Source organism: Rhodopila sp. (genome assembly GCF_965277165.1).
Taxonomy (GTDB): Bacteria; Pseudomonadota; Alphaproteobacteria; order Acetobacterales; family Acetobacteraceae; genus Rhodopila.
On sequence record NZ_CBDICE010000005.1, the window covers coordinates 1816658 to 1838299 of the forward strand.

A 21642-nucleotide genomic window follows, 5' to 3' on the forward strand; every position below is an offset into this window, starting at 1 on the left:
ATGCCGTGGGCGCTCGCGATCGTTGCCGTTCGGGCCGTTGCCGTTCGGGCCGTTGCCGTTCGGGCCGTTGTCGGATGGGGCGGGCGCCGGTCGCGGTATCGCGAATCGGGAAAAACCGTTACGATGGCCGCGATGCACCGGTTGTCGATCCTGTCGCTGGTCCTGCTCGCCGCCTGCACACGAGGCCCCATGCCAGACGCCCATGTTCCGCCGTTCGCCACGGTTCCGTTCGAGCCGTTCTCCAGGCAGGCGGTGGTGGCGATTGCGTTGCGCGAATGGCGGTTGTTCGGTCAGAATGTCGCCAATCCTGAGGCCGAAGCCGGCAGGACGATCAAGCCCGAACGCGAGCCCGGCCTGTGGCAGCGGGTCGGCGAATACTGGTGGGTGGGGCTCAATCCGGGGTCGAAGGAGAGCGCCTGGACCGGCAAGCATGACGGCCAGGGCGCGGTGTTCCCACCCGAGAGCGACGGCGATTATGCGTGGTCGGCGGCGTTCGTATCGTATGTGATGCGGATCGCCGGAGCCGGGCAGCGGTTTCCCTATTCGGCCGACCATGCCGATTATATCAATGCCGCGCGCAGGGTTTCTCTGGGGCAGACCAAGGCGTGGCTGATCGCGGCCGAACCGGTGCAGGATTATGCGCCCAGGCCGGGCGACCTGGTGTGCTTCGGGCGTGGGGCGGCCCGGGGGCTGCGCTACCAGGACCTGCCTACCGCGGCTTTGTTCCCGTCGCACTGCGACATCGTGGTGGACACCGCGGTCCCGGGCCAGATCGCGGTGATCGGCGGCAATGTCGAGGATTCGGTCACCCTGACCACCGTGCCGGTGACCGAGGACGGGCGGTTGGCGACGCCGCAAGGGGTGGTGCTGGACCCTCGGTTTCCCTGGATGACGGTGCTGCGGTTGTTGGTCGACGAACCCAGCCCGGCGGCTTGAACCGATCGCGGCGAAGTCGGCTTTTTCCCGCGGTGGCACTGGCTCTGGCCGCGATGCCGGGAATTTAATTTCACCAACCGCCGGGCTTCCGCCAAACCTGAGGCTGCGGTCACCGCGAGACCGGTCCAGACGCCTATTCGGGGAGAATTGTTCATGGCTTCAAGCGTGGCGCCAGCCACCCATTCGTCCGCCACCCATTCGTCCGCTCCCGGTTCTTCCAACGGGGGCGCCGGTTCTTCCAACGGGGGCGCGGTCGATCCGATCGAGCGGGAGACCATGCGCCGGGTCGCCCGCCGACTGGTGCCGCTGCTGATGGTGAGCTATTTCGCCGCCTACCTCGATCGGGTGAACGTCGGGTTCGCCGCGCTGACGATGAACAAGGCGCTGGGGTTTTCGGCGGCGGTGTTCGGGATCGGCGGCGGCATCTTCTTCCTGGGTTACTTCCTGTTCGAGATTCCCAGCAACCTGATCCTTTCCAAGGTCGGCGCGCGCAAGTGGATCGCCCGCATCCTGCTGACCTGGGGGGTGATCTCGGCGGGGACGGCGTTCGTCACAGGCACCTGGTCGTTCCTGGGCATCCGCTTCCTGCTGGGGCTGGCCGAGGCGGGCTTCTACCCCGGCATCATCCTTTATTTGACCTGGTGGTTCCCGTCGGCCTACCGGTCGCGCATCATCGGCATCTTCATGACAGCGATTCCGATTTCGATCGTTACCGGGTCGCTGGTCTCGGGCCAGATCCTGCGGCTGGGACCGTGGGGCGGCCTGCAGGATTGGCAATGGCTGTTCATCCTGGAGGCGGTGCCAGCGATCATTCTGGGCGTTGTCGTTCTGTTCTACCTGACCGACGGGCCGGAGCAGGCGCACTGGCTGCGGCCGGATCAGCGCGAGTGGCTGATTGCCAGGCTGGCGGCGGAGCGCAGCCAGAAGGAAGCGATCCGGCATTACTCGTTTGCCGAGACGATGCGCAATTCCCGCGTCTGGCTACTGACCCTGGTGTATTTCGGCCAGAACATGACCGGCTACGGGCTGGTTCTGTTCCTGCCGCAGATTGTCAAGCGGTTCGGCGTGGGCGTTGGCATGAATGGCCTGATCAGTGCCCTGCCGTTCGCCGCCGCGGCGGTGGCGATGGTGCTGTGGGGGCTGCATTCGGACCGCACTGGCGAGCGCAGCCTGCACGCGGCGGCCGCCTGCTTCCTGAACTTTGCCGGCCTGGCGGTCTGTGTCCTGCTGCACAGCCCGGTGTTGATGATGATCGCGATCATCCTGGCGCAGATGGGTCAGTCGGCGATCGCACCTCCCTTCTGGACCCTGCCGACGGCGATGTTGTCGGGCACCGCGGCGGCCGGCGGCATCGCGCTGATCAACGCGGTGGGCAACCTGGGCGGCTTCCTTGGTCCTTATATGATGGGGACCATCCGCGACGCGACCGGCAGCTTCAGTCTCGGCCTGCTGGCGATCGCGATGGGTGCGCTGGTGTCCAGCATCGTGCTGGTGGTGCTGGGTCACGACCGGCGGCTGGAGGCGGTCCCCGACGACGGCGAAAACGCGTTCGCGGGTGCGCCCGGCGGCACCATCCCGTCCGCGTCATGACCGGGGGGGCGGGTGGCCGCGAAACGTGCCCGCGGGTTCACCCCCGGGGATCGTGTTTACCGCTAGGTAACAAATTCGCCCTAGCATCCGCGGCGCGTGACCGCCGTCCGTGATCGGGCGTGGGAGCGCGGTTGAAGAAGGTCCGATGCATGCCGCAATACCTGATCCCGATGCCGGCGAAAGCCATGCTGAACCTGCTGGGGGACGCGTTGGACCAGGTCGATTTCGGCATCGTCCTGCTCAATGCCGACCTGCGGGTGTGCTTCATCAATCGCCGCGGCCAGGCGATCTTGAAGCTGCCGCCCAGCTTGCTGGCCGCCGCGCCGACGTTCCGCCAGATCATGACCGAAACAGCCGTCAGCGGACGCTATACGATGCCGCAGGCCAGCCTGTTCAGCTATCTGAACGAACGCGAGGCCGAGGTCCGCGCCGGGTCGATCCCGCCGATCGTGATCAAGCTGACCGACCGCCAGCAAATCCTGTTCCGTTGCGCTCCCTGCGCCGATGGCGGGCGGATCCTGACCTACGTCGATATCTCGGAGGAGCTGGAGCACGAGGCCTCGGACGCGGTGGCCCGGGTCAGCGCCGAATTGCGGTTCAACTCCGAGATACTGGAGGATCATGCCGCCCACCTTGCCGCGCTTGCCGAATCGGCGGAGGACAACGCGCAGAAGACCGAGGCCGCTCGGCTGCGGTTGGAGCATGAGATCGCCGAGCGGCGGCAGTTGGAAATCAGGCTGCGGGAGATGGCGACGACGGACGGGTTGACCGGGTCGCTCAGTCGCGTCGAACTGCTGGCCGCGGCGCAGCGCGAAATGGATGCGGGCCATGCGGCGGGCAAGCAGTTGGTCGTGCTGATGCTGGATGTGGACCATTTCAAGGCGATCAACGACTGCTTCGGCCACGCCGGCGGCGACAGCGCGCTGCGGCATTTGGTCGCGACGCTTCGCGCCGGCATCCGCCAGATCGACCTGCTGGGGCGGATGGGCGGCGAGGAATTCGCCATCGTGCTGCCCGCCACCCCGATCGGGGCCGCCGAGGCGGTGGCCGAACGGCTGCGCGTGCGAGTGGCGGAAACCCTGGTGGCTTTCGACGACCGCCGCATCGCGATGACCATCAGTATCGGCATTGCCATCCAGCTCGACCAGGATCGCTCGATCGAACAGGTGATCATGCGGGCCGACGACGCGCTGTATTGCGCCAAGCGCAACGGACGCAACCAGGTTGCGACCGACCGGCGGTTGCGGGCGGCCTGAACCACGGGTGGGCGGCAAGGCAACTATCGCGTCAGGCGCAGCGGGCGGCCGCGGTGGCCGGAGAGTTCGGCGCCGGCGTCCTGTTCCAGCCGCAGCGCCAGCAGCGGCGCCATGAACGACACCGCCGCGACGAACAGGAAGGCGGCGGAAAAGTCCGGCAGCATGGCGTGGGCGTGGTGCGTCGCCGAGATCGAGGCGGCCAGCGCGGCCGCCGAAACCGCGATGCCGAGGGTCAGCGACATCTGCTGGAAGGTGGTGTAGAAGCTGGTGGCGGCGCTCATGTCCTCACGCGGGACGTCGGCGTAGGCGATGGTGTTGTAGGCCATGAACTGCAGCGACTGGAAAAATCCGTTCGCCACCAGTATGGCATAGATCAGCGGCAGCGGCCAGCTGGGCCGGAACGCCGCGCTGAGTGCCAGCAGGCCGGTGGCCAGGGTGCCGATCCAGGTCAGCACGAAGCGGAAGCCCATGCGGCGCAGGAACCACGGCGCGCAGGCGCGCATTGCCAGCGAGCCGATCGAGCTGACGAAGGTGATCAGACCGCTCTGCGCCGCCGACAGGCCGAAGCCCAACTGGAACATCATCGGCAGCAGGAACGGCATGGCGCCGACGGCGATGCGGGACAGTGACCCGCACAGCAGCGACATGCGGAACGTGGTTACCCGCAGCAGCCGGAAATCCAGAATTGGGCGGGGCGTGCGGCGGGCGTGAAACCAGTACAGCACCGCCGAGGTGCCGCCGACGCCCAGCAGCGCGGCGACGATCAGGACTGAGCCGACGCCGCGGCTGGCGACCTCGATGCCGAACATCAGGCAGGCCAGGGCGGTGCCCGAGAGGATCAATCCGAGCAGGTCGAACTTGGTCCGGGTCGGTTCCTTCATCTCGTCGATGAACAGGGTGACCAGGGCGATGCCGGCCAGCCCGATCGGCACGTTGATGTAGAAGATCCAGTGCCAGGACAGGTAGGTGACGATGAAACCACCCAGTGGCGGTCCGACGATCGGGCCGATGGTTGCCGGCACCATCAGCCAGGCCATCGAGCGCACCAGCTCGGCCTTTGACACCACCCGCAGCATGACCAGTCGCCCGACCGGGGACATCATCGCCCCGCCGGCGCCTTGCAGCATCCGCGCTGCGACCAGCGTCGACAAGGTCGGCGCCTGCGCACACAGCACCGACCCCAGCGTGAACAGCCCGATCGCGGCGCGGAACACCGATCTGGAGCCGAACCGGTCGGCGATGCGCCCGCTGGCCGGGATGAACATCGCGAGCGTCAGCAGATACGAGGTGAGCGCCACGTTCATGCGCAGCGGATCGGCATTGAAGCTGCGCGCCATGGTCGGCAGCGCGGTGGCGAGGACGGTGCCGTCGAGCTGTTCCATGAACATCGCGCTGGCGACGATCAGCAGCACGGTTTGCGGGCGGGTGTGACGCTCGGCCGTTGTAGCGGGCGGGGGGGCGGCGGGCGGGGGTGAAGGCGCGTCCATCGAGGCCAGCCTAATCCGGCCCGGTGCCGGGTGATACCGACGCGCCGGCATAGGTGCCCCGGCATGGGCGCCGATCCAGGCGCGGCGACATTGCCAACCGATCGCGTGGCGTCGATGCTTCGGGCCATTGCAAGCAAAACGAGGACAGATCTGTGACCCGATCCGGCCCGCAGCAACCGAAGCAGCCAAACGCCATCGCCGAACGCCCGACCGGGCCGCTTGCCGGGGTGCGCGTGATCGACATCACCACCGTGGTGCTGGGCCCGTTCTGCTCGCAGACGCTGGGCGACATGGGCGCCGACGTAATCAAGGTGGAGCCGTTGCAGGGCGATACCACGCGCCAGATCGGGCCCAGCCGGACGCCTGGGATGGGGTCGTATTTCGCCAACCTGAACCGCAACAAGCGCAGCCTGGCGCTGGACCTGAAGCGGCCGGTGGCGCGCCAGGCGGTGTTGCGGCTGACCGAGACCGCCGATGTGTTCGTGCACAATATGCGGATCGGCGCCGCCGCCAGGCTGGGGCTGGACTATGCGACGCTTTCGGCGCGCAACCCGAGGCTGATTTACGCCTGTGCCAGCGGGTTCCGCAAAGGCAGCTCGAGGCAGGAGTTTCCGGCCTATGACGACCTGATCCAAGGTGCGTCGGGGGTCGCGGCGTTGAATGCCGGGCCAGACGGGGCGCCACGCTATTTCCCCACCGTGATGGTGGACAAGCTGACCGGGGCGACGCTGGCCTCGATGATCGGCATGGCGCTGTTCCACCGCGAACGCACCGGGCAGGGCCAGGAGATCCATCTGCCGATGATGGAGACAATCCTGTCGTTCGGCCTGGTCGAGCATCTGTGGCATGGCACGCTGGGTGAGCCTGAGAAGGGTGTCGGCTACCCGCGTATGCTGACGCCGCACCGGCGGCCGTATCCGACCAAGGACGGTTATATCAGCGTGATCGCACATAGCGATGCGCAATGGGGCAAGCTGTTCGAGGCGATGGGGGTGCCGGACCTGATCGATGACCCTCGGTTCAGCTCGGTTCCGGCTCGGTCTCGTAACATCGATGCGGCGTATGCGACGCTGACCGAGGGCATGGGGCGGCGTTCCACGGCGGAGTGGTTGGCACTGCTGCAACCGTTCGATATTCCGTGCGGAAAGGCCAATAGTCTCGAGGATCTGTTTATTGACCCTTACCTAGTAGAGACCGATTATTTCGAGTCCTACCGCCATCCAGTGGAGGGCGATGTGGTGGTTCCGGCGATCCCGGCGCGGTTTTCGAAGTCGCCGCCGAACCTGCATCGCGGTTGGCCGACGCTGGGTGAGCACAGCCGGGAGGTGCTCGGCGAGGCGGGATACTCCATCGCTGATATTAATGATATCATTGGATAAATGGCTAGCCAATTGATCTCCTGCTGGGGTCCGGCTGGGCCGCCGGACGGGTCTCGCGGCGGCGACGGGCCGTGGCTGAGATGCGCCTGATCGCTTTTAACCCGGGTGTGTCGCCGAGATCACGGTTATGCTATCGTATCGGTATCAAGTCGATGTGATTGTAGAATTTACATCGTATTCGTCATAGTTCGCTTTACCGACAGGAGTGGCCGTGTTAGCTGTGCCGCGCTTTCGTTGGGATGTTAACACGGTTTCAGGACAAACGCGAGGCATCTGAGGGAACGCCGCCGGCCATCATGCCGGCTCGCGTCGCGTCATGGTGCGATTGCATGATTGTTCTGCGGCCACCGAAAAGGGATGCAGATGGCGGACTTTACTTGGGCTGGCCCGGCCAGTGGCGACTGGAATACCGGCACGCTTTGGACCGGCGGCGTGGTGCCTAATGCGATCGACGCCGACGTTACCATCGACGCGCTGACAACCGTCGCTTACACGGCGACCATCGCCGCGGGCGAATCATTCAGCGTCAACAGCCTGACGCTGAATGACGTCGGCCAGGGCGCCAATTCGTTCCCCTACATGGCCGCCCAGCTCGAACTCGACGGCACGCTGGCCTTCGGGCCCACCTCTCCCGGCGACATCCTCGGGTCATTACAGAGCTACATCTACACCCCCTCTGGCAACAACGCGGAAATCATCAACGCCGGAACGTTGAATGGCTTTATCCAGGCCTCGGGCAACCTGCTGATTACCGGCACCAACGGCGTCTACATCACCAACGACCTGCAGGCGCTCGGGGGCACCGCGGTCATCGATACCAAATCGATCGCCGAAATGACCGGCAACACGCTGTTCGACGGCATCTTCGAGGCGAAGAGTGATGCCAACTCGCCGCCCGCGCTGATCGAGCTTGGCGGCAGCCTGCAAGGGGACATTGTCAGTATCGGGACGGTTCAGGGACCGTCGCCGGTGAACGTTCCCGGCGGCTGGACAGAGCTGAGCTTCACCGGCGCGAACACCGCGATCGAGGAGTGGAACGGCACCGGCTATGTCGGTGTTGAGACCTCGCTGACCGACATCAAGGGCGGCGGCACGGTCGATGTGACCGACAATAATTACGTCACCAGCGGCTCCCTCACGATCGAGGCGCAGGGCACCTTCAGCGCTTCCGGATTACTCAATCTGCAGGGCGGCACGGTCACCACGGGCGGCCTGAACATCAACGGCGGCATCGTGCAGGGTGCCGGCACGATCATCGGCGGTGTCACCAACACCGGCACGCTGGATGCGCTGGCTGTCGTCCTGGACGGCAGCGTCGCCGTCAACACCCTGGACCTCACCGGCAGCCTGACCGGCACCGGCACCGTGCTGTTCGACACGATCGAGAACCAGGGACCGACCGCGACGATCAATCCGACCGGCGCGACGCTGGAAGTCAACGGCGTATCGGCCGGCCAGACATTCGTGATGAACGGCGACGACACGCTGCAGATCGACGCGCTGTCCAATTTCGCCGGCACGGTGGCAGCCCATAGCGGCGACAAGCTGGTGTTGGAAGGGATCACCGCAACGTCCGCGGTGCTGCAGAACGGAACGCTTTCGCTCAAGAACGGCACCGTGGCGGTCGGATCACTCGCTCTGACCGGCAGCTTTGGTGGCAGTACGTTCGCCACCACTTCGGTGGCCGGTGGCACCCAGGTCAACCTCGGCACCGCACTCGGCGGGCCCACCATCACCGCCGGCGCCACGGCGAACTATGCCGCCGGTTCCGCCGGCGTGGCGCTCGACGCCGCGCTTACCGCCTCAGACAGCGGCTCGGCAATGCTCATCGGGGCGAGCGTGTCCATCAGTGGCGGCTACCTTCCCGGCGACACGCTTAGTTTCACGAATCAAAACGGAATCACCGGCAGCTACAACGCGCCGACCGGCATACTCACCTTGTCGGGCTCGGCGACGGTGGCCAATTATCAGGCCGCACTCGACACGGTCGCCTACAAGTTCAGCCCCGGCGATCCGACCGGCGGCGGCACTGAAACCAGCCGCACGATCAGCTGGTCGGTCGACGACGGCACCAACACGGCGACCACGACCAGCAGCGTGGCGGTGTCGTTCAACAGCATCCCCGCGCAGGACCTGCTGTTCCAAAATACCGACGGGTCGCTGGCGCTGTGGCAGACCGACGGCCAGAGCGTGAATGCTTACGGCACGAGCCTGCCGAGCCCCGGCCCGCAATGGACGCTGGTCGGCACCGGTGGATTCTTCGGCAGCGATGCCGGGGACTACGTGCTGCAGAACCAGGATGGATCTGTCGCGCTGTGGCAGGTCAACGGTGAGCACCTCACACAAGGCACCGTCATCGCCAATCCCGGGCCGGGCTACCAGATCCGGGGAACCGGCGACTTCTTTGGCGACGCCAAGGCTGACACCATCCTGCTGCAAGGCCAGGACGGCTCGGTCGCACTTTGGAAGGTGCAGAACGGAACGATCACCACACCCGGCTTCGCCACGTTGCAGAGCGGGGCGGCGGCGAACCCAGGACCGGCCTGGCAGATCCGGGGAGTCGACGACTTCAGCGGCGACGGCAAATCCGACATCGTGCTGCAGAACCAGGACGGGTCGGTGGCGATCTGGAACATGAACGGCACCACGGTCGCCTCCGACGGCGTGGTCGTCACGACCGGCACGAACGCGGCCAATCCCGGACCAAGCTGGCGGGTCGTGGGGACCGGCGACTTCTACGGCGACGGGAAGGGCGACGTTCTGTTGCAGAACCAGGACGGTTCGGTGGCGATCTGGGAGATCGGTGCTGGCGAGACGATCACCCAGTCAGGCCTGGTTCAGTTCAACGGCAGCACGGTAGAACCCGGGCCGACCCAGCACATCGTCGGCACCGGCGATTTCAACAACGACGGCAAGACCGACATCGTGTTCCGTGACGACACCGGCGCGGTCTCGACGTGGGAGATGAACGGGACCTCCATCGCCTCGGCCGACTTGGTGGCCAATCCAGGGCTGACCTACAACTCGGCCGGCACCGGGGCTATGCAGTTCATGTATAGCGCCGCGGCCGGAGAGACGCTGACCGCGTCAGCCCAGGTGCCGGACGAGTTCGTATTCACGAACTTTGCCGAAGGCGGCCATACCATCGCCGGTTTCAATGCATCGCAGGATGTCATCGAACTCAGCGCGGCGACGTTCGGAAGCTTTGCCGCGGTGCAAAACGCTACCAGCGCTTCCGGCGGTGGTGCGGTGATCCGGCTGGACAACAACAGCTCGCTGCTGCTGTCGGGGGTCGATCGCGGCAGCCTTCACGCGAGCAACTTTGCGCTGACCTGACAATGCGCTGACCTGCTGATACCGGGGTCCGGCTGGCACGCCGGGCCCCGCACCATGGATTGCAGCGTGCGCCAGCCCCTAAAAGGGTCGGCGCACGACGCGTTTTCGCCACCGCGCCAGTGCCCAACGCAAGGCACGCGCCGCCAACGCCCGGGGTGGCCGTGATCCGGCTACCGCGTCGGGCGCGGCGGCGTCTGGGTGTAATCGTAGAACCCGCGACCGGTCTTGCGACCGTACCAGCCGGCCTCGACATATTTCACCAGCAGCGGACAGGGCCGGTACTTGCTGTCGGACAGGCCTTCGTACAGCACCTGCATGATCGACAGGCAGGTGTCCAGACCGATGAAGTCGGCCAGTTCCAGTGGGCCCATCGGATGGTTGGCACCCAGCTTCATCGCGTCGTCGATCGCCGACACCGAACCGACGCCCTCATACAAGGCGAACACGGCCTCGTTGATCATCGGCACCAGGATGCGATTGACGATGAAGGCGGGGAAGTCCTCGGCCACCGAGCTTACCTTGCCCAGCCGATGCGCTAGCGCCTTCACCGCCTGAAAGGTCGGTTCATCGGTGGCGATGCCGCGGATGATCTCCACCAGCTTCATTACCGGCACCGGGTTCATGAAGTGCATGCCGATGAATTTTTCGGGCCGGTCGGTGACCGCGCCGAGCCGGGTGATCGAGATCGAGGACGTGTTCGACGCCACCATGCAGGATGGTTTCAGATTCGGCATCAGCGACTTGAACACCAGCCGTTTCAGGTCCTCTTTTTCCGTCGCCGCCTCGATCACGAAATCGGCGTCCTTGAACGCGGCGTAGTCGGTCGAGGTCTTGACCAGCGCCAGCGCCTCATCGCGCTGATCCGAGGTTACCACCGAGCGCTTGACCTGACGGTCCATGTTGCGGGCCATGATGTCCATGGCCTTGGTCAGCGCTTCGGGCTTGATGTCGACGATGGTGACCGGCAGCCCGGCCAGGGCGCAGACATGGGCGATACCGTTGCCCATCTGGCCGGCGCCGATGACGCCGACGGTCCGAATTTCCGGCGGCTCGGTTACGATATGGGCAAGGCCGACGTTGGACTTGACGTCAACATTCATCGTCAGGAGCGCTCCAGTTCCGCCGCCAGTTCGGGCAGCGCGGTGAACAGATCAGCCACCAGGCCGTAATCGGCGACCTGGAAGATGGGCGCTTCCTCGTCCTTGTTGATCGCCACGATCACCTTGCTGTCCTTCATGCCGGCGAGGTGCTGGATGGCCCCCGAAATCCCGACAGCGACGTAAAGGTCAGGCGCGACGATCTTTCCGGTCTGACCGACCTGGAATTCGTTGGGCACGAAGCCGGCATCGACAGCCGCCCGCGACGCACCGACAGCAGCTCCCAGCTTATCAGCAATCGGCTCGATAAGCTTGAAGTTTTCACCGTTCTGCATGCCACGGCCGCCCGATATCACCACCCGGGCCGCGGTCAACTCGGGCCGCTCGCTCTTGGACAGTTCGGTGGAGACGAATTTGGACAGGCTCGGCATCTCGCCGACCGGGACGTTTTCCACTGTCGCGCTGCCGCCGTCGGCGTCGACCGGATCGAAGCTGGCCGCGCGCACCGTGATGATCTTCTTGGCGTCCGAGGTCTTCACCTTCGCCATGCCGTTGCCGGCATAGATCGGGCGGACGAAGGTATCGGCGTCCACCACTTCGGCAATGTCGCTGATCGGCTGCACATCCAATAGCGCCGCGACCCGAGGCATCACGTTCTTGCCGACCGCGGTGGTCGCCGCCAGCATGTGCGAATAGGCCGGCGCCATGGACAGCAGCAGCGCCGCCGTCGGTTCCGCCAGCAAATGTTCGAGCGCCGGGCTGTCCGCCACCAGCACCTTGGCGACGCCCGGCAACTTCGCGGCCGAGGCCGCGGCCGCGGCTGCGGCCTCGGTCAGGCCGGCGACCAGTACATGCACCTCACCCAGCGCCTGGGCGGCGGCGACGGCGCTGCGCGACGGCTGCTTGATGCCCGAGGCGTCGAATTCAACCAGAACCAGACTTGTCATCGTCAGATCACCTTCGCTTCGGTCTTCAGCTTGCTGACCAGCTCGGCCACCGATCCGACCTTCTGGCCGGCCTTGCGCTTCGGTGGTTCGCTGACCCCCAACACCGTCAGCCGCGGCGTCACATCGACGCCGAGGTCGGCCGGCTTCATGTTTGCGATCGGCTTTTTCCGGGCCTTCATGATGTTCGGCAGGGATGCGTAGCGTGGCTCGTTCAGGCGCAGATCGGTGGTGACGATCGACGGCAGGGTCAGCGCCACGGTCTCCAGGCCGCCGTCGACCTCGCGGGTGACGGTCAGGGTTTCGCCCTCGACCGCCAGCTTCGAGGCGAAGGTGCCTTGCGACCAGCCCAGCAGGGCGGCCAGCATCTGTCCGGTGGCGCTCATGTCGTCGTCGATCGCCTGCTTGCCCAGGATGACGATCTGGGGCTGCTCCTGGTCGACAATCGCCTTCAACAGCTTCGCTACCGCCAGCGGCTGCAGGTCGGTGTCGCTCTCGACCAGGATACCGCGGTCGGCGCCCATCGCCAGGGCGGTGCGGATGGTCTCGGCGCACTGCGCCACACCCATCGAGACCGCGACGATCTCGGTGGCGACGCCTTTTTCCTTAAGCCTGACGGCTTCCTCGACGGCGATTTCATCGAACGGGTTCATCGACATCTTCACGCCCGCGGTTTCGATGCCAGAACCATCCGACTTCACGCGAACCTTCACGTTGTAGTCAACCACCCGCTTGACGGGGACAATGATCTTCATGGGAAATCGTGCCGCTTTCTGGGATGTTGATGGACACATGGCTGAACGCCCGATACCTAAACGTCGGGTAACGCTTCGGTTCCGAGCACAACTTCGCACCTGCGATAGGGCGGAGGACCTTATGGGCGGGGTTTGCCGGTGTCAAACGCCCGGGCAGCGCCCGTCTGGGTCAGGCCAGGCATCCCCGCGGGGTCCGCGCTGGGTTGCCGGCAACGGTTCAGGCCGGGCGCCCGGTGCGGTCAAGTCGCGGTGCGGGCGGCGGTCAGGCTCAGGACCGCAACAGGGTCATCAGTATGACAAAGAGCAGGATCGTCACGCCCTGCAGTAGAACCCGCCACTGCATCAGCTTGTTGGATCGTCGCGGGTCGGTCTCGCGCACCATGCCGACCACGCCGGCGATCAGCACGCCCAGCGTGGCGAACATCAGAACGATGACCAGGACGGTGAGAAACCCATGCATGTCGAGATAATGGAGTGTTGATTGGGCTTCGGGAAGTGGCCGGGTCGCACCGGTCTCCGGTTTGTCATTGACCGCGCGGCGGCATGTGTGGTCGTACCCGGCGGATGATACGCGTCGCTCTTATCCTGCTATGCGCGATCGTCCTGGGCGTGCCGGCGCCATCGGCTGCCCAGACCGCCGCTGCCCAGACTGCCGCTGCCCAGACCGCCGCTGCCCAGACTGGCGCTGCCCAGACTGGCGCTGCCCAGACTGGCGCGGGCCAGACCGTGGGCCAGCCTCCTCTGGGTCAGCCTGGCGCAGCGGCCTCGATCTCGGCCGAGCAGGCGCGCGCGGCGCTGGACGTGCTGAACGATCCGGCCAAGCGCGCCGCTTTCGCCGCCACTCTGACCGCCATCATCAAAACCCATCCGGCGGCCGCGCAGGGGCTGAAGCCGAGCGCCTCGCCGGGGGCGCGATCCGGCGTCAACCAACCCCAACCCGCCGCGGCCGTCCAACCGGCCAAGCCGCCGCTACCGCACACCGTGGTGGAGGGCATCAGCATCCCGCTCGACCCCGACAGCCTTGGCGCCCAGGTGCTGCTGTCGGCGTCGGCCTTCGTCAACCAGGTCGGCACCCGGACGGTAGAGGCGATGAAAGCCGTGCAGAGCCTGCCGTTACTGTATGCCTGGGCGGTGGTGATGGCGACCAACCCGATCGCGCTCGGCATCCTGCTTGACGTCACCTGGCGGGTGGCCCTGGTGCTGGTCTGTGCCGTGGCCGTCGAGTATGGGCTGCGCCGGGCCTTGCAGCGGCCGATCCACCGGTTGGAGGGCCAGGCGCCCCCGATCCGTCCGGCCGACCGACAGGAAGACCCCGACGCGGCCGTCCCGGGCGATCCCGACGCGGCCGGCCCGGGTGACCCCGACGAGGCCGTCCCGGGTGACCCCGACGAGGCTGCCTCGGGTGACCTCGAGGCGCTCGTCCCGGCCGACCTCGGGGCGGCGGAAACCGAGCCGGCGGTGGCTGTGGAACACTTCCATGCCGAGGACACCGACGCGGCTGTTGCGCGGCATCGGCCGCGACCATCGGCCTGGACCTTGCTGCGGCGTGTGCCGCTGGTCATCGCCCGCCTGGTACTGGAACTGGTGCCGGTTTTTGGCATTGTCCTGGTCGGGCAACTGATCGCCGGGTCGAGCCTCGGCGGCCAGACCGTCAGCCGGCTGGTCATTCTGGCGGTCGTCGACTCCTACGCCATCTGCGCGGCCCTGTTGTGCGTGGCGCGCATGCTGCTCTCGCCCGGCAAATCCCGGCTGCGGCTGTTTCATCTGCGTGACGCCTCGGCGGCCTATCTGATGCGCTGGACCCGGCGGCTGATCCTGGTCGCGGTGTTCGGCTACGCGATCGGTGAGGTCGGGCTGTTACTGGGGCTTTCGGACATCGGCCACGACGCGTTCGAGAAGTTCGTCGGTCTGCTGCTGCACGTCTCGCTGGCGTTCATCGTGGTGCAGAAACGTCACGCCATGGCCCGCCTGCTGCGCGCCCCGCCCGGCGCCACCGGCGCGGTCGCCGCGATCCGCAACCGCTTCGCGCGGGTCTGGCACTGGGTGGCGCTGTTCTTCCTGATCGCCAGCTGGGTGGCCTGGGCGATCGAGGTGCCGCACGGTTTTGCCCTGGTTATCCACTATTTCGTTGTCACCGCGCTGGTGCTGATCGGCGCCCGGCTGACGCTGCTGCTGCTGCTGGGGGTGGTGGACCGGGTGATGCGGGCGGGAACGGCTGAGCTGGATTTCTATGCCGGCATGCGCGCCCGGCTGATGGTCTATCATCCGGCGGTCACCCTGGCGCTACGCCTGTTCGTCTATGTCTTGTGCGTGCTCGGGCTGCTGCAACTGTATGGCCTGAACACCTTCCTCTGGCTGGTCAACAGCACACTGGGGGGGCGCATCCTTTCGGCGGTGGCAACACTGACGCTTACCATCGTCCTTGCGTTGACCGTGTGGGAGGCGGTCAACGGCGGCGTTCAGCAGCATCTGGATCGGCTGCAGCGCCAGGCCCAATTCGCGAAATCCGCGCGATTGCGCACCTTGCTGCCGCTGCTGCGCACCACCTTGCTGATCACCATCTCGATCATCGCCGGGCTGATGATCCTTAGCGAGATCGGCATCAACATCGCCCCGTTGCTGGCCGGTGCCGGCATCGTCGGAGTGGCGATCGGCTTCGGGTCGCAGAAGCTGGTGCAGGACCTGATCACCGGGATTTTCCTGCTGCTGGAGAACGCCATGCAGGTCGGCGACACGGTCACCGTGTCGGGGCTGACCGGCACGGTGGAAAATCTGTCGGTGCGCACCATTCGCTTGCGCGCCGGCGACGGGTCGGTCCACATCATTCCGTTCAGCTCGGTCACTTCGGTGAGCAACACCAACCGAGGGCTGGGCAACGCATCAATCAGTGTCAGCGTTGCCTATGACGAGGACACCGACCGGGTGGCCGACGAACTGAAGGCTATTGTTGCCGGGATGCGGACCGAATCCGACCTTTCGTCGAAGATGCTGAGCGACTTCCAGCTATGGGGCGTGGACAAGGTGGACGGCGCGGCGACATCTATTGTCGGGCAGGTGGTCTGCACCGATTCGGGCCGTTGGCCCGTGCAGCGGGAGTTCAACCGGCGCATGAAGCGGCGGTTTCAGGAGCTTGGGATCAGGATCTTCAACCCGGTACCGACGATGACTGTGTCGTTGCCGGCCCAGGCCCCGGCTGAAAAAGGCGACAACCATGGACACGCTCAGGCCGCTGACTGACCAGATCCGCACCGAGGGCCATAGCTTCGTGCACGGCGCCGAGATGCGCGCGCTGCTGAGCCAGAGCGGGACGCTGACCGATTGGGACAGCTTTGCCGCCAGTTGGAACGATCTGGGGGCGGACACCTACATGGCCGACGGCGGCCGCTACCGCAAACGTCGCCACGCGGCGTTCCGGGCAACCGCCGGCATTTTGGCCAGTGAGGGAGTGCCCAGCGGGGGGGTGTCCAGTGGGGGGGTGTCCGGTGGGGTTCCTGGTGAGGTGTCCCGCGAGGTCCATCGTCAGCCGGCCCAGCCGCATTACCAGAGTCGCGATTACAACACGCTGAATGGCGGCATCCAGCGCTGGTTCGAACCGATCACCGAACCGGCCGCCGCTGGCGCCAGCATGACCACGATCCTCAGCTTTTGCCACAAGCTGTTCGGCCAACTCAGCCCGGTCCCGATTTGGCATGTGGAGGTGCATCAGTTCCGCATCGAGGCGCGCCGTGGCCAGCAGGGCCGTCCGACGCCCGAGGGCATGCACCGCGATGGCGTCGATTACGTGCTGGTGCTGCTGATCAATCGTCGCAACATCGCCAGCGGGGTCACCTCGGTGCATGATCTGGCAGGGCATGCGCTGGGCGATTTCACCCTGACCGAGCCGCTGGATGCCGCGCTGGTGGACGATGCGCGGGTGCTGCATGGGGTGACCCCGGTGGAGCCGTTGGACCCTGCCGAACCGGGGTTTCGCGATGTGCTGGTGGTGACGTTCCGGCGCGCCTGAGGCGAAGGCTCGATCCCGCGGCCTGGTCCCCTCGGCTTGGTCCCCGCGGCTTGGTCCCCTCGCTGGGGGGTCACAGCGTCTGCATCCAGCCTGGGCCGAGCCGTCGCGCTTCGGTAACCAGCGCGGCGGTCAGCGGGGTCAGCGGTTCGCGCTGCGGATAGATCAATCCGATGGTCGGCGGCGCGATCTGGTCCTCGATCGGGATCGCGCGGATCGGCGCCGGCAGTCCCATCGTTTCCGCCAGCAGCGCCGGCATCACGCTGGCCCACCGCCCGGTGCGGACGTGGGAGAACAACACCACCATGGAATTCGATTGCAGCGTCGGCGCCGGTTCGACCCCGGCGTCGCGCAGCCGCGCGTCGATGATCCGGCGGTTCTGCATATCCGGGGTCAGCAGGCACAGCGGCACGCTGGCGACCTCGGCCCAGCCGACCGAGGCCCGATCCCCCAGCGGGCGGTCGGCGGCGATCAGCAGCCGGTAACGCTCGTGATACAGCGGGATCGCCCGGGCGCGTCCCAGCGGTTCGTTGTCGACGTAGGAAAGCCCGGCATCGACCTCGAGATTTTCCAGCAGGGTGAGGATCTCGATCGAGTTGCGCGACAGGATAGTGAACAGCACTTCGGGGTGGGCGACGTGCAGCGGGGTGGTAAAGGTCGAGACGATCGGCAGCGCGGTGGGCACCGCGGCGATCCGCAGATGCCCGGCCAGGCCGCGTTTCAGCGCCCGGATTTCGTCGCGCATGGCGCGGTAGTCGCCGACGATGCGGCGTGCCCAGTCCAGCACCCGCAGGCCTTCGGGGGTGAAGCCGATGAAGCGCGACTGGCGCTGCACCAGCAGCACGCCGAAACCTTCCTCGAGCTGCTTCAGCCCGGCCGACAGGGTTGGCTGAGTGACCCCGCAGGATTCCGCGGCGCGGCCGAAATGCTGTTCCCGAGCCAGAGCCAGCAGCATTTCCAGCTTGTCGATCATGGCTGGTGGTCGTTCATTGCGGGTGGTTGTTCATTGCTGGGACGCTGGGCTGGGACGCTGGGCTGGGACGCTGGGCTGGGACGCTGGCGAGACGAAGATCTGGCGGCTGTGGAACGCCAGCCAGACCCGCCGGCCTTGCAGGAACTGCTCGCCGATCAACGCATCGCCGACCCCGAAATCGGATGTCATTACGGTGATCCGGGGCTGGTACCGGGTCACCGGTCCGATCCGCAGCGAGCGGAACTGATGCAGCCGCGAGATGGTTTCCGTCGGGCCCACGCCGCGCTGTCTTACGGCGGGATCGTTGGCCAGGGTGCGCTGATCCAGTCCCATGCGGCGCGCCATGTCGATGCCGATGACATTGGCTTGCGCCCCGGTATCGAGGATCGCCATGCCGGGCACGTCATCGAGTTGGAACGGCACCAGCAGACGGTCCCGGCGCGCCCTGACCCCGGCGATCTCGATCGCCGGTTCGGTCCAGGGCGGCCGCATACCCGGACAGATCCGTCGCCGATACAACGTGAGCTTGCCGCCCGGCACGTCGATGTCGAGGTCGAACGCCAGCAGGATGTCGGCACCGAGCAGACCATCGGCGTTCAAGCCGAGCGCGGTGCGCAGATCGAACGACCCGACCGCGATCCGATCGAGTGGGAAATGCACCCCGCCCAGTATCAGCCGCCGGACGCGGACATCGGTGGTCGTGGTCACGCCGCCGACGCCCAGCGCCCTGGTGGTATACCCCGGTTCAGGCGGCAGCGCGAGGCGCCGCGCCACCGCCTCGCTGATCGTGCTTCGCTCCGCGCCGCTGTCGACCACCAGGTTGACCTCCTTGCCGTCGATGGTGGCCGGCACCACCAGCAGACGATCCTGCACCGTCAATGGCATCCGGGCCACCATGGTCAGTTTGCAGTCGGTCGCCGGAGGTGGCGCGCAGCGCGCCAGGATCGTCGCCAGCAGCAGCAGGAACACCCGGCCGGACAGACGGGAATTGCGGTTCGGGGAGCAACGCGGCCTGGAGCCGATGTGGGCCTCCTGCTGTCCAAGGGCTCTGCGAGCGCTCGCACGGCTCGCGCGGGTGAACTGTGCGGCGTGCGGAACGGTTCTTCGCGTAGCAGCAGCTTCGATTCGTGCGCCAGTGCCCGGTGTGGCAAGGCGCGCGGCGGATGTCGCCCGAAGGTCGACGGGGTATCGTCACCCGGACCGCCAAGCCCGGTCTTGGCGAGCAGTGCCGTGATCCGGATCGCGGGGACGCCAGTGTCCCGAGTCCGAAGTTCGCCATATCAGGCGAACGTCAGTCTCGCGGCACTAGCTCTTTGTTTCAGTGGCCTGCTGATCCCATTCGTCCGCCGCGAAGTGCGGCGAACTTCTGGGGCAGGACACTAGGGCACTATCGCTTCAAGCTGAACCGATAATACCCAGCAAACCATTGTTTGTAGAGGGCGATTCACGCTTTGGGTGGTGCCACCAAAAGCGATTGCGCGCTAAGGCAGCTTCTGGAGCGCCGCCGTCACGAGCGCGCCGCCGCGCCGGTGATCGCTGCCATGGTGGCATCGGTGTTGCGGGGTTGGGCGGGCGGCATGGCCTGGATGGTATGCAGCGAGCGGCCCCAGCCCTCGGTCCCCGGCACCAGCGCGCGGTTGCGCATGACGAACCGGCCGCGCACCAGGGTATGGATCGGCAGACCTTTGACGCGCCGGCCGTGCCAGGGCGAGATCTTGGAGCGTGATTGCAGGGCGGCGTCGTCCAGCGTCATCTCGCGCTCGAGATCGACCAGCGCCAAGTCCGCGTCGGCGCCGACCCGCACGGCGCCCTTTTGCGGGGCGAGTCCCCAGATGCGCGCGGGGTTGGCGGCACTCCATCGCACGTAGTCGCAGATCGAGGCGTGGCGCGGGGCCAGTTCGGTGAGCATCAGCGGCATCTGGGTCTCGACGCCGGGGAAGCCGCAATCCACGGCGAAGATGTCCGGCCGGGTCTTCTCAGGTGGCGTGTGCGGGGCGTGATCGGTGGCGATCAGGTCGATCGTGCCATTCGCCAACGCGGCCCAGAGCGGGCCCTGGTTGGACGCCTCGCGCACCGGCGGGTTGATGCGGATGATACCGCCGCAGCGTTGGTAATCCTCGGCGGAGAGGAACAGGTAGTGGGGGCAGGTCTCCCCGGTGATATCGACGCCGCGGGCCTTGGCCTCGGCCAGGGGCCGCAACTCCGCGGCGGACGAGATGTGCAGGATGTGGATGCGGGCGCCGGTCCACTCGGCAAGCACCGCGGCTCGGCTTACCGCCTCGACCGCGACCACCTCGGGGCGGGCCGCAAGATGAGCAAGTGGGTCGCCACGTCCGGCCGCGCGCAACCGGGCTTCGCGACGAGCCATGATCGAGGCCGTCTCGGCGTGCAGCGAGATGCGCTTGCCGGTCGGCGTGACAACCTCGAACGCTTCGAGCATGGCGCCAGTGGAGGGCGTCGGCAGCTTGCCGAAGGTTTCGCCCATGTAGAGCTTGAAGCCGATGATGCCGCCGGCGACCAGGTCGGGGACGCGATCGATGGTTTCCTCGCCGAGGAACGCATAGAGCCCATAATCGACGCGCGCTTGGGCGGCTGCGATGGCGTGCTTGGCGGCCAACGCCTCGGCGCAGGCGACCGCGGGCACGGTGTTGGGCATGTCGAACACCGTGGTGACGCCGCCACATGCCGCGGCGGCGGTGCCGGTGCCCCAGTCCTCCTTGTGGGTGTAGCCGGGGTCGCGGAAATGGACGTGGACATCGATCGCGCCCGGCAGGACATGCAGTCCGCTGGCGTCGAGCGTTTCGGTTGCGGTGGGCATGAGGTCGGGGGTGCCGATCGCTGCGATCCGCCCGTCGCGCACGGCGAGGCTTGCGTCCACGATGGCGTCGGGATGAACGATCCGGCCGCCGTGGATGACGAGGTCGACCGGTGTCGGCCCGGTCATAGCGCGGCCCATCCGCCATCGACCGGCAGGTCCACCCCGGTGATCTGGCGCGCGACCGGGGAGGCGAGGAACAGGCAGGCATTGGCCACGTCCGCGTCTTCCGTGATCCGCCGCAGCGCGTATTCCTCGGCGTGGCGGGTCTCGGCCTCGGCGTGGGTGATGCCGAGCTTGGCGGCCAGGGTTGGTAGCACCTTGGTGCGGAACCGCTCTCCGGCGACCATGCCGGGTGCCACCAGGTTCACGTTGATGCCGTGTGGGCCGGCCTCCAGCGCCATCGATTTTGTCATTCCGCGCAATCCCCATTTTGAGGCCGAGTAGGCCATGCGTCCGGCGCGTCCGCGCATCCCGAAGGTGCCGCCGACATTGACGATGCGGCCCTCGCCGCGCGCGATCATGCCCGGCAGCACGGCGCGCATGGTGTTGAAGCAGCCGGCCATGTTGAGGGTGACGATCTCGTCGAACTCGTGCCGCGTGGTTTCCCACCCGGTCTTGCCCATCGGTCCGGCGCCGCCGGCGATGTTGACCAGCACGTCGATGCGGCCGAACGCGCTGGTGGCGGCGTCCACGACGGCTTGGCAGTGTTCGGTGTCGGTCAGGTCGCAGGTTGCCACGGTGACGGTGCGGCCCATGCGCCGGGCTTCGGCGGCAACCGGTTCGATCGCGGCGACGTCGCGGCCGATCAAGGCGAGGTTGCAGCCTTCTTTGGCGAAAGCGAGGGTGATCGCGGCGCCCATGCCCTTGGCCGGTCCGGTGATGAGTGCCGTGTTGCCGGCGAGCTGGAGGTCCATTGTGGCGGTTGCCTCAGGCGAGCGTCGCGTGCGGATTGGCGAGCGTATCGGTTAGGCTGGGTGGTGTCATCGTGGAAAGTCCCTTGCTGCCGGCTGGTCGATGTTAGTGTCCCGCGTCCGAAATTCGCCATATCGGGCGAACATCAGTCTCGCGACA

16 protein-coding genes are annotated in these 21642 nt (G+C 66.4%); 7 read left to right on the plus strand and 9 right to left on the minus strand.

The annotated features are described in order from the left end of the window. The first annotated feature begins 132 nt into the window (after positions 1-132). The 3 genes from ACQY4Y_RS09095 (at position 133) to ACQY4Y_RS09105 (ending at position 3782) form a co-directional block, all read left to right on the plus strand. A complete protein-coding gene (locus ACQY4Y_RS09095; protein WP_428490223.1) occupies positions 133-936 on the plus strand; it encodes a DUF2272 domain-containing protein in 804 nt (267 codons plus the stop codon). Between the two features lie 153 nt (positions 937-1089). Continuing rightward, on the plus strand, positions 1090-2526 hold the full coding sequence (locus ACQY4Y_RS09100) for an MFS transporter (RefSeq protein WP_428490224.1): 1437 nt from the start codon (positions 1090-1092) through the stop codon (positions 2524-2526). Between the two features lie 149 nt (positions 2527-2675). Continuing rightward, a complete protein-coding gene (locus ACQY4Y_RS09105) occupies positions 2676-3782 on the plus strand; it encodes a diguanylate cyclase (RefSeq protein WP_428490225.1) in 1107 nt (368 codons plus the stop codon). Positions 3783-3805: 23 nt separating this feature from the next. Here the strand turns inward: ACQY4Y_RS09105 and ACQY4Y_RS09110 are convergent, their stop codons facing one another. Beyond that, a complete protein-coding gene (locus ACQY4Y_RS09110) occupies positions 3806-5269 on the minus strand; it encodes an MFS transporter (RefSeq protein ID WP_428490226.1) in 1464 nt (487 codons plus the stop codon). 152 nt (positions 5270-5421) lie between these two features. On the opposite strand from ACQY4Y_RS09110, the gene ACQY4Y_RS09115 reads away from it, so the two are divergent. After that, positions 5422-6648 carry a CaiB/BaiF CoA transferase family protein gene (locus ACQY4Y_RS09115; RefSeq protein ID WP_428490227.1) on the plus strand — a complete coding sequence of 409 codons (1227 nt, stop codon included), beginning with the start codon at positions 5422-5424 and terminating at the stop codon, positions 6646-6648. Positions 6649-7011: 363 nt separating this feature from the next. Then, positions 7012-9984: a beta strand repeat-containing protein gene (locus ACQY4Y_RS09120; protein ID WP_428490228.1), complete on the plus strand. Its 2973-nt coding sequence runs from the start codon at positions 7012-7014 to the stop codon at positions 9982-9984. A 170-nt stretch (positions 9985-10154) separates the two neighbouring features. Here the strand turns inward: ACQY4Y_RS09120 and ACQY4Y_RS09125 are convergent, their stop codons facing one another. The 4 genes from ACQY4Y_RS09125 to ACQY4Y_RS09140 form a co-directional block, all read right to left on the minus strand. After that, on the minus strand, positions 10155-11084 hold the full coding sequence (locus ACQY4Y_RS09125) for a 3-hydroxybutyryl-CoA dehydrogenase (protein ID WP_428490229.1): 930 nt from the start codon (positions 11082-11084) through the stop codon (positions 10155-10157). 2 nt (positions 11085-11086) lie between these two features. Further along, positions 11087-12028 (minus strand): FAD-binding protein, encoded by a 942-nt coding sequence (locus tag ACQY4Y_RS09130; RefSeq protein WP_428490230.1) that lies wholly within the window; start codon positions 12026-12028, stop codon positions 11087-11089. A gap of 2 nt (positions 12029-12030) precedes the next feature. Further along, on the minus strand, positions 12031-12780 hold the full coding sequence (locus ACQY4Y_RS09135; protein WP_428490231.1) for an electron transfer flavoprotein subunit beta/FixA family protein: 750 nt from the start codon (positions 12778-12780) through the stop codon (positions 12031-12033). Positions 12781-13048: 268 nt separating this feature from the next. Further along, on the minus strand, positions 13049-13240 hold the full coding sequence (locus ACQY4Y_RS09140) for a twin transmembrane helix small protein (protein WP_428490232.1): 192 nt from the start codon (positions 13238-13240) through the stop codon (positions 13049-13051). A 104-nt stretch (positions 13241-13344) separates the two neighbouring features. On the opposite strand from ACQY4Y_RS09140, the gene ACQY4Y_RS09145 reads away from it, so the two are divergent. Together ACQY4Y_RS09145 and ACQY4Y_RS09150 are read left to right on the plus strand one after the other, a co-directional pair. Further along, positions 13345-16017 (plus strand): mechanosensitive ion channel domain-containing protein, encoded by a 2673-nt coding sequence (locus ACQY4Y_RS09145; protein WP_428490233.1) that lies wholly within the window; start codon positions 13345-13347, stop codon positions 16015-16017. Then, a complete protein-coding gene (locus tag ACQY4Y_RS09150) occupies positions 15992-16783 on the plus strand; it encodes a 2OG-Fe dioxygenase family protein (RefSeq protein ID WP_428490234.1) in 792 nt (263 codons plus the stop codon). Before ACQY4Y_RS09145 ends, ACQY4Y_RS09150 begins: the two co-directional genes overlap by 26 nt. A gap of 70 nt (positions 16784-16853) precedes the next feature. On the opposite strand, the gene ACQY4Y_RS09155 is transcribed toward ACQY4Y_RS09150, so the two are convergent. The 4 genes from ACQY4Y_RS09155 to ACQY4Y_RS09170 all read right to left on the minus strand — a co-directional run bounded on the left by ACQY4Y_RS09155 (position 16854) and on the right by ACQY4Y_RS09170 (position 21485). Then, positions 16854-17753, minus strand: coding sequence for a LysR family transcriptional regulator (locus ACQY4Y_RS09155; RefSeq protein WP_428490235.1), 900 nt, complete (start codon positions 17751-17753; stop codon positions 16854-16856). Positions 17754-17783: 30 nt separating this feature from the next. Beyond that, on the minus strand, positions 17784-18722 hold the full coding sequence (locus ACQY4Y_RS09160; protein WP_428490236.1) for a retroviral-like aspartic protease family protein: 939 nt from the start codon (positions 18720-18722) through the stop codon (positions 17784-17786). Positions 18723-19260: 538 nt separating this feature from the next. After that, positions 19261-20697 (minus strand): allantoinase AllB, encoded by a 1437-nt coding sequence (gene allB, locus ACQY4Y_RS09165; protein WP_428490237.1) that lies wholly within the window; start codon positions 20695-20697, stop codon positions 19261-19263. Beyond that, positions 20694-21485 (minus strand): SDR family NAD(P)-dependent oxidoreductase, encoded by a 792-nt coding sequence (locus ACQY4Y_RS09170; protein WP_428490238.1) that lies wholly within the window; start codon positions 21483-21485, stop codon positions 20694-20696. The genes allB and ACQY4Y_RS09170 overlap by 4 nt, the downstream gene beginning before the upstream one ends. Positions 21486-21642: the final 157 nt, after the last annotated feature.

Excerpts from the sequence above, each read along its gene's own strand:
- ACQY4Y_RS09120 (WP_428490228.1), top strand. The coding sequence starts at position 7,012 with ATGGCGGACTTTACTTGGGCTGGCCCGGCCAGTGGCGACTGGAATACC.
- ACQY4Y_RS09110 (WP_428490226.1), bottom strand. The coding sequence starts at position 5,269 with ATGGACGCGCCTTCACCCCCGCCCGCCGCCCCCCCGCCCGCTACAACG.
- ACQY4Y_RS09150 (WP_428490234.1), top strand. The coding sequence starts at position 15,992 with ATGGACACGCTCAGGCCGCTGACTGACCAGATCCGCACCGAGGGCCAT.
- ACQY4Y_RS09155 (WP_428490235.1), bottom strand. The coding sequence starts at position 17,753 with ATGATCGACAAGCTGGAAATGCTGCTGGCTCTGGCTCGGGAACAGCAT.
- ACQY4Y_RS09130 (WP_428490230.1), bottom strand. The coding sequence starts at position 12,028 with ATGACAAGTCTGGTTCTGGTTGAATTCGACGCCTCGGGCATCAAGCAG.
- ACQY4Y_RS09140 (WP_428490232.1), bottom strand. The coding sequence starts at position 13,240 with ATGCATGGGTTTCTCACCGTCCTGGTCATCGTTCTGATGTTCGCCACG.
- ACQY4Y_RS09125 (WP_428490229.1), bottom strand. The coding sequence starts at position 11,084 with ATGAATGTTGACGTCAAGTCCAACGTCGGCCTTGCCCATATCGTAACC.
- ACQY4Y_RS09170 (WP_428490238.1), bottom strand. The coding sequence starts at position 21,485 with ATGGACCTCCAGCTCGCCGGCAACACGGCACTCATCACCGGACCGGCC.
- ACQY4Y_RS09095 (WP_428490223.1), top strand. The coding sequence starts at position 133 with ATGCACCGGTTGTCGATCCTGTCGCTGGTCCTGCTCGCCGCCTGCACA.
- ACQY4Y_RS09100 (WP_428490224.1), top strand. The coding sequence starts at position 1,090 with ATGGCTTCAAGCGTGGCGCCAGCCACCCATTCGTCCGCCACCCATTCG.
- allB (WP_428490237.1), bottom strand. The coding sequence starts at position 20,697 with ATGACCGGGCCGACACCGGTCGACCTCGTCATCCACGGCGGCCGGATC.
- ACQY4Y_RS09105 (WP_428490225.1), top strand. The coding sequence starts at position 2,676 with ATGCCGCAATACCTGATCCCGATGCCGGCGAAAGCCATGCTGAACCTG.
- ACQY4Y_RS09135 (WP_428490231.1), bottom strand. The coding sequence starts at position 12,780 with ATGAAGATCATTGTCCCCGTCAAGCGGGTGGTTGACTACAACGTGAAG.
- ACQY4Y_RS09145 (WP_428490233.1), top strand. The coding sequence starts at position 13,345 with ATGATACGCGTCGCTCTTATCCTGCTATGCGCGATCGTCCTGGGCGTG.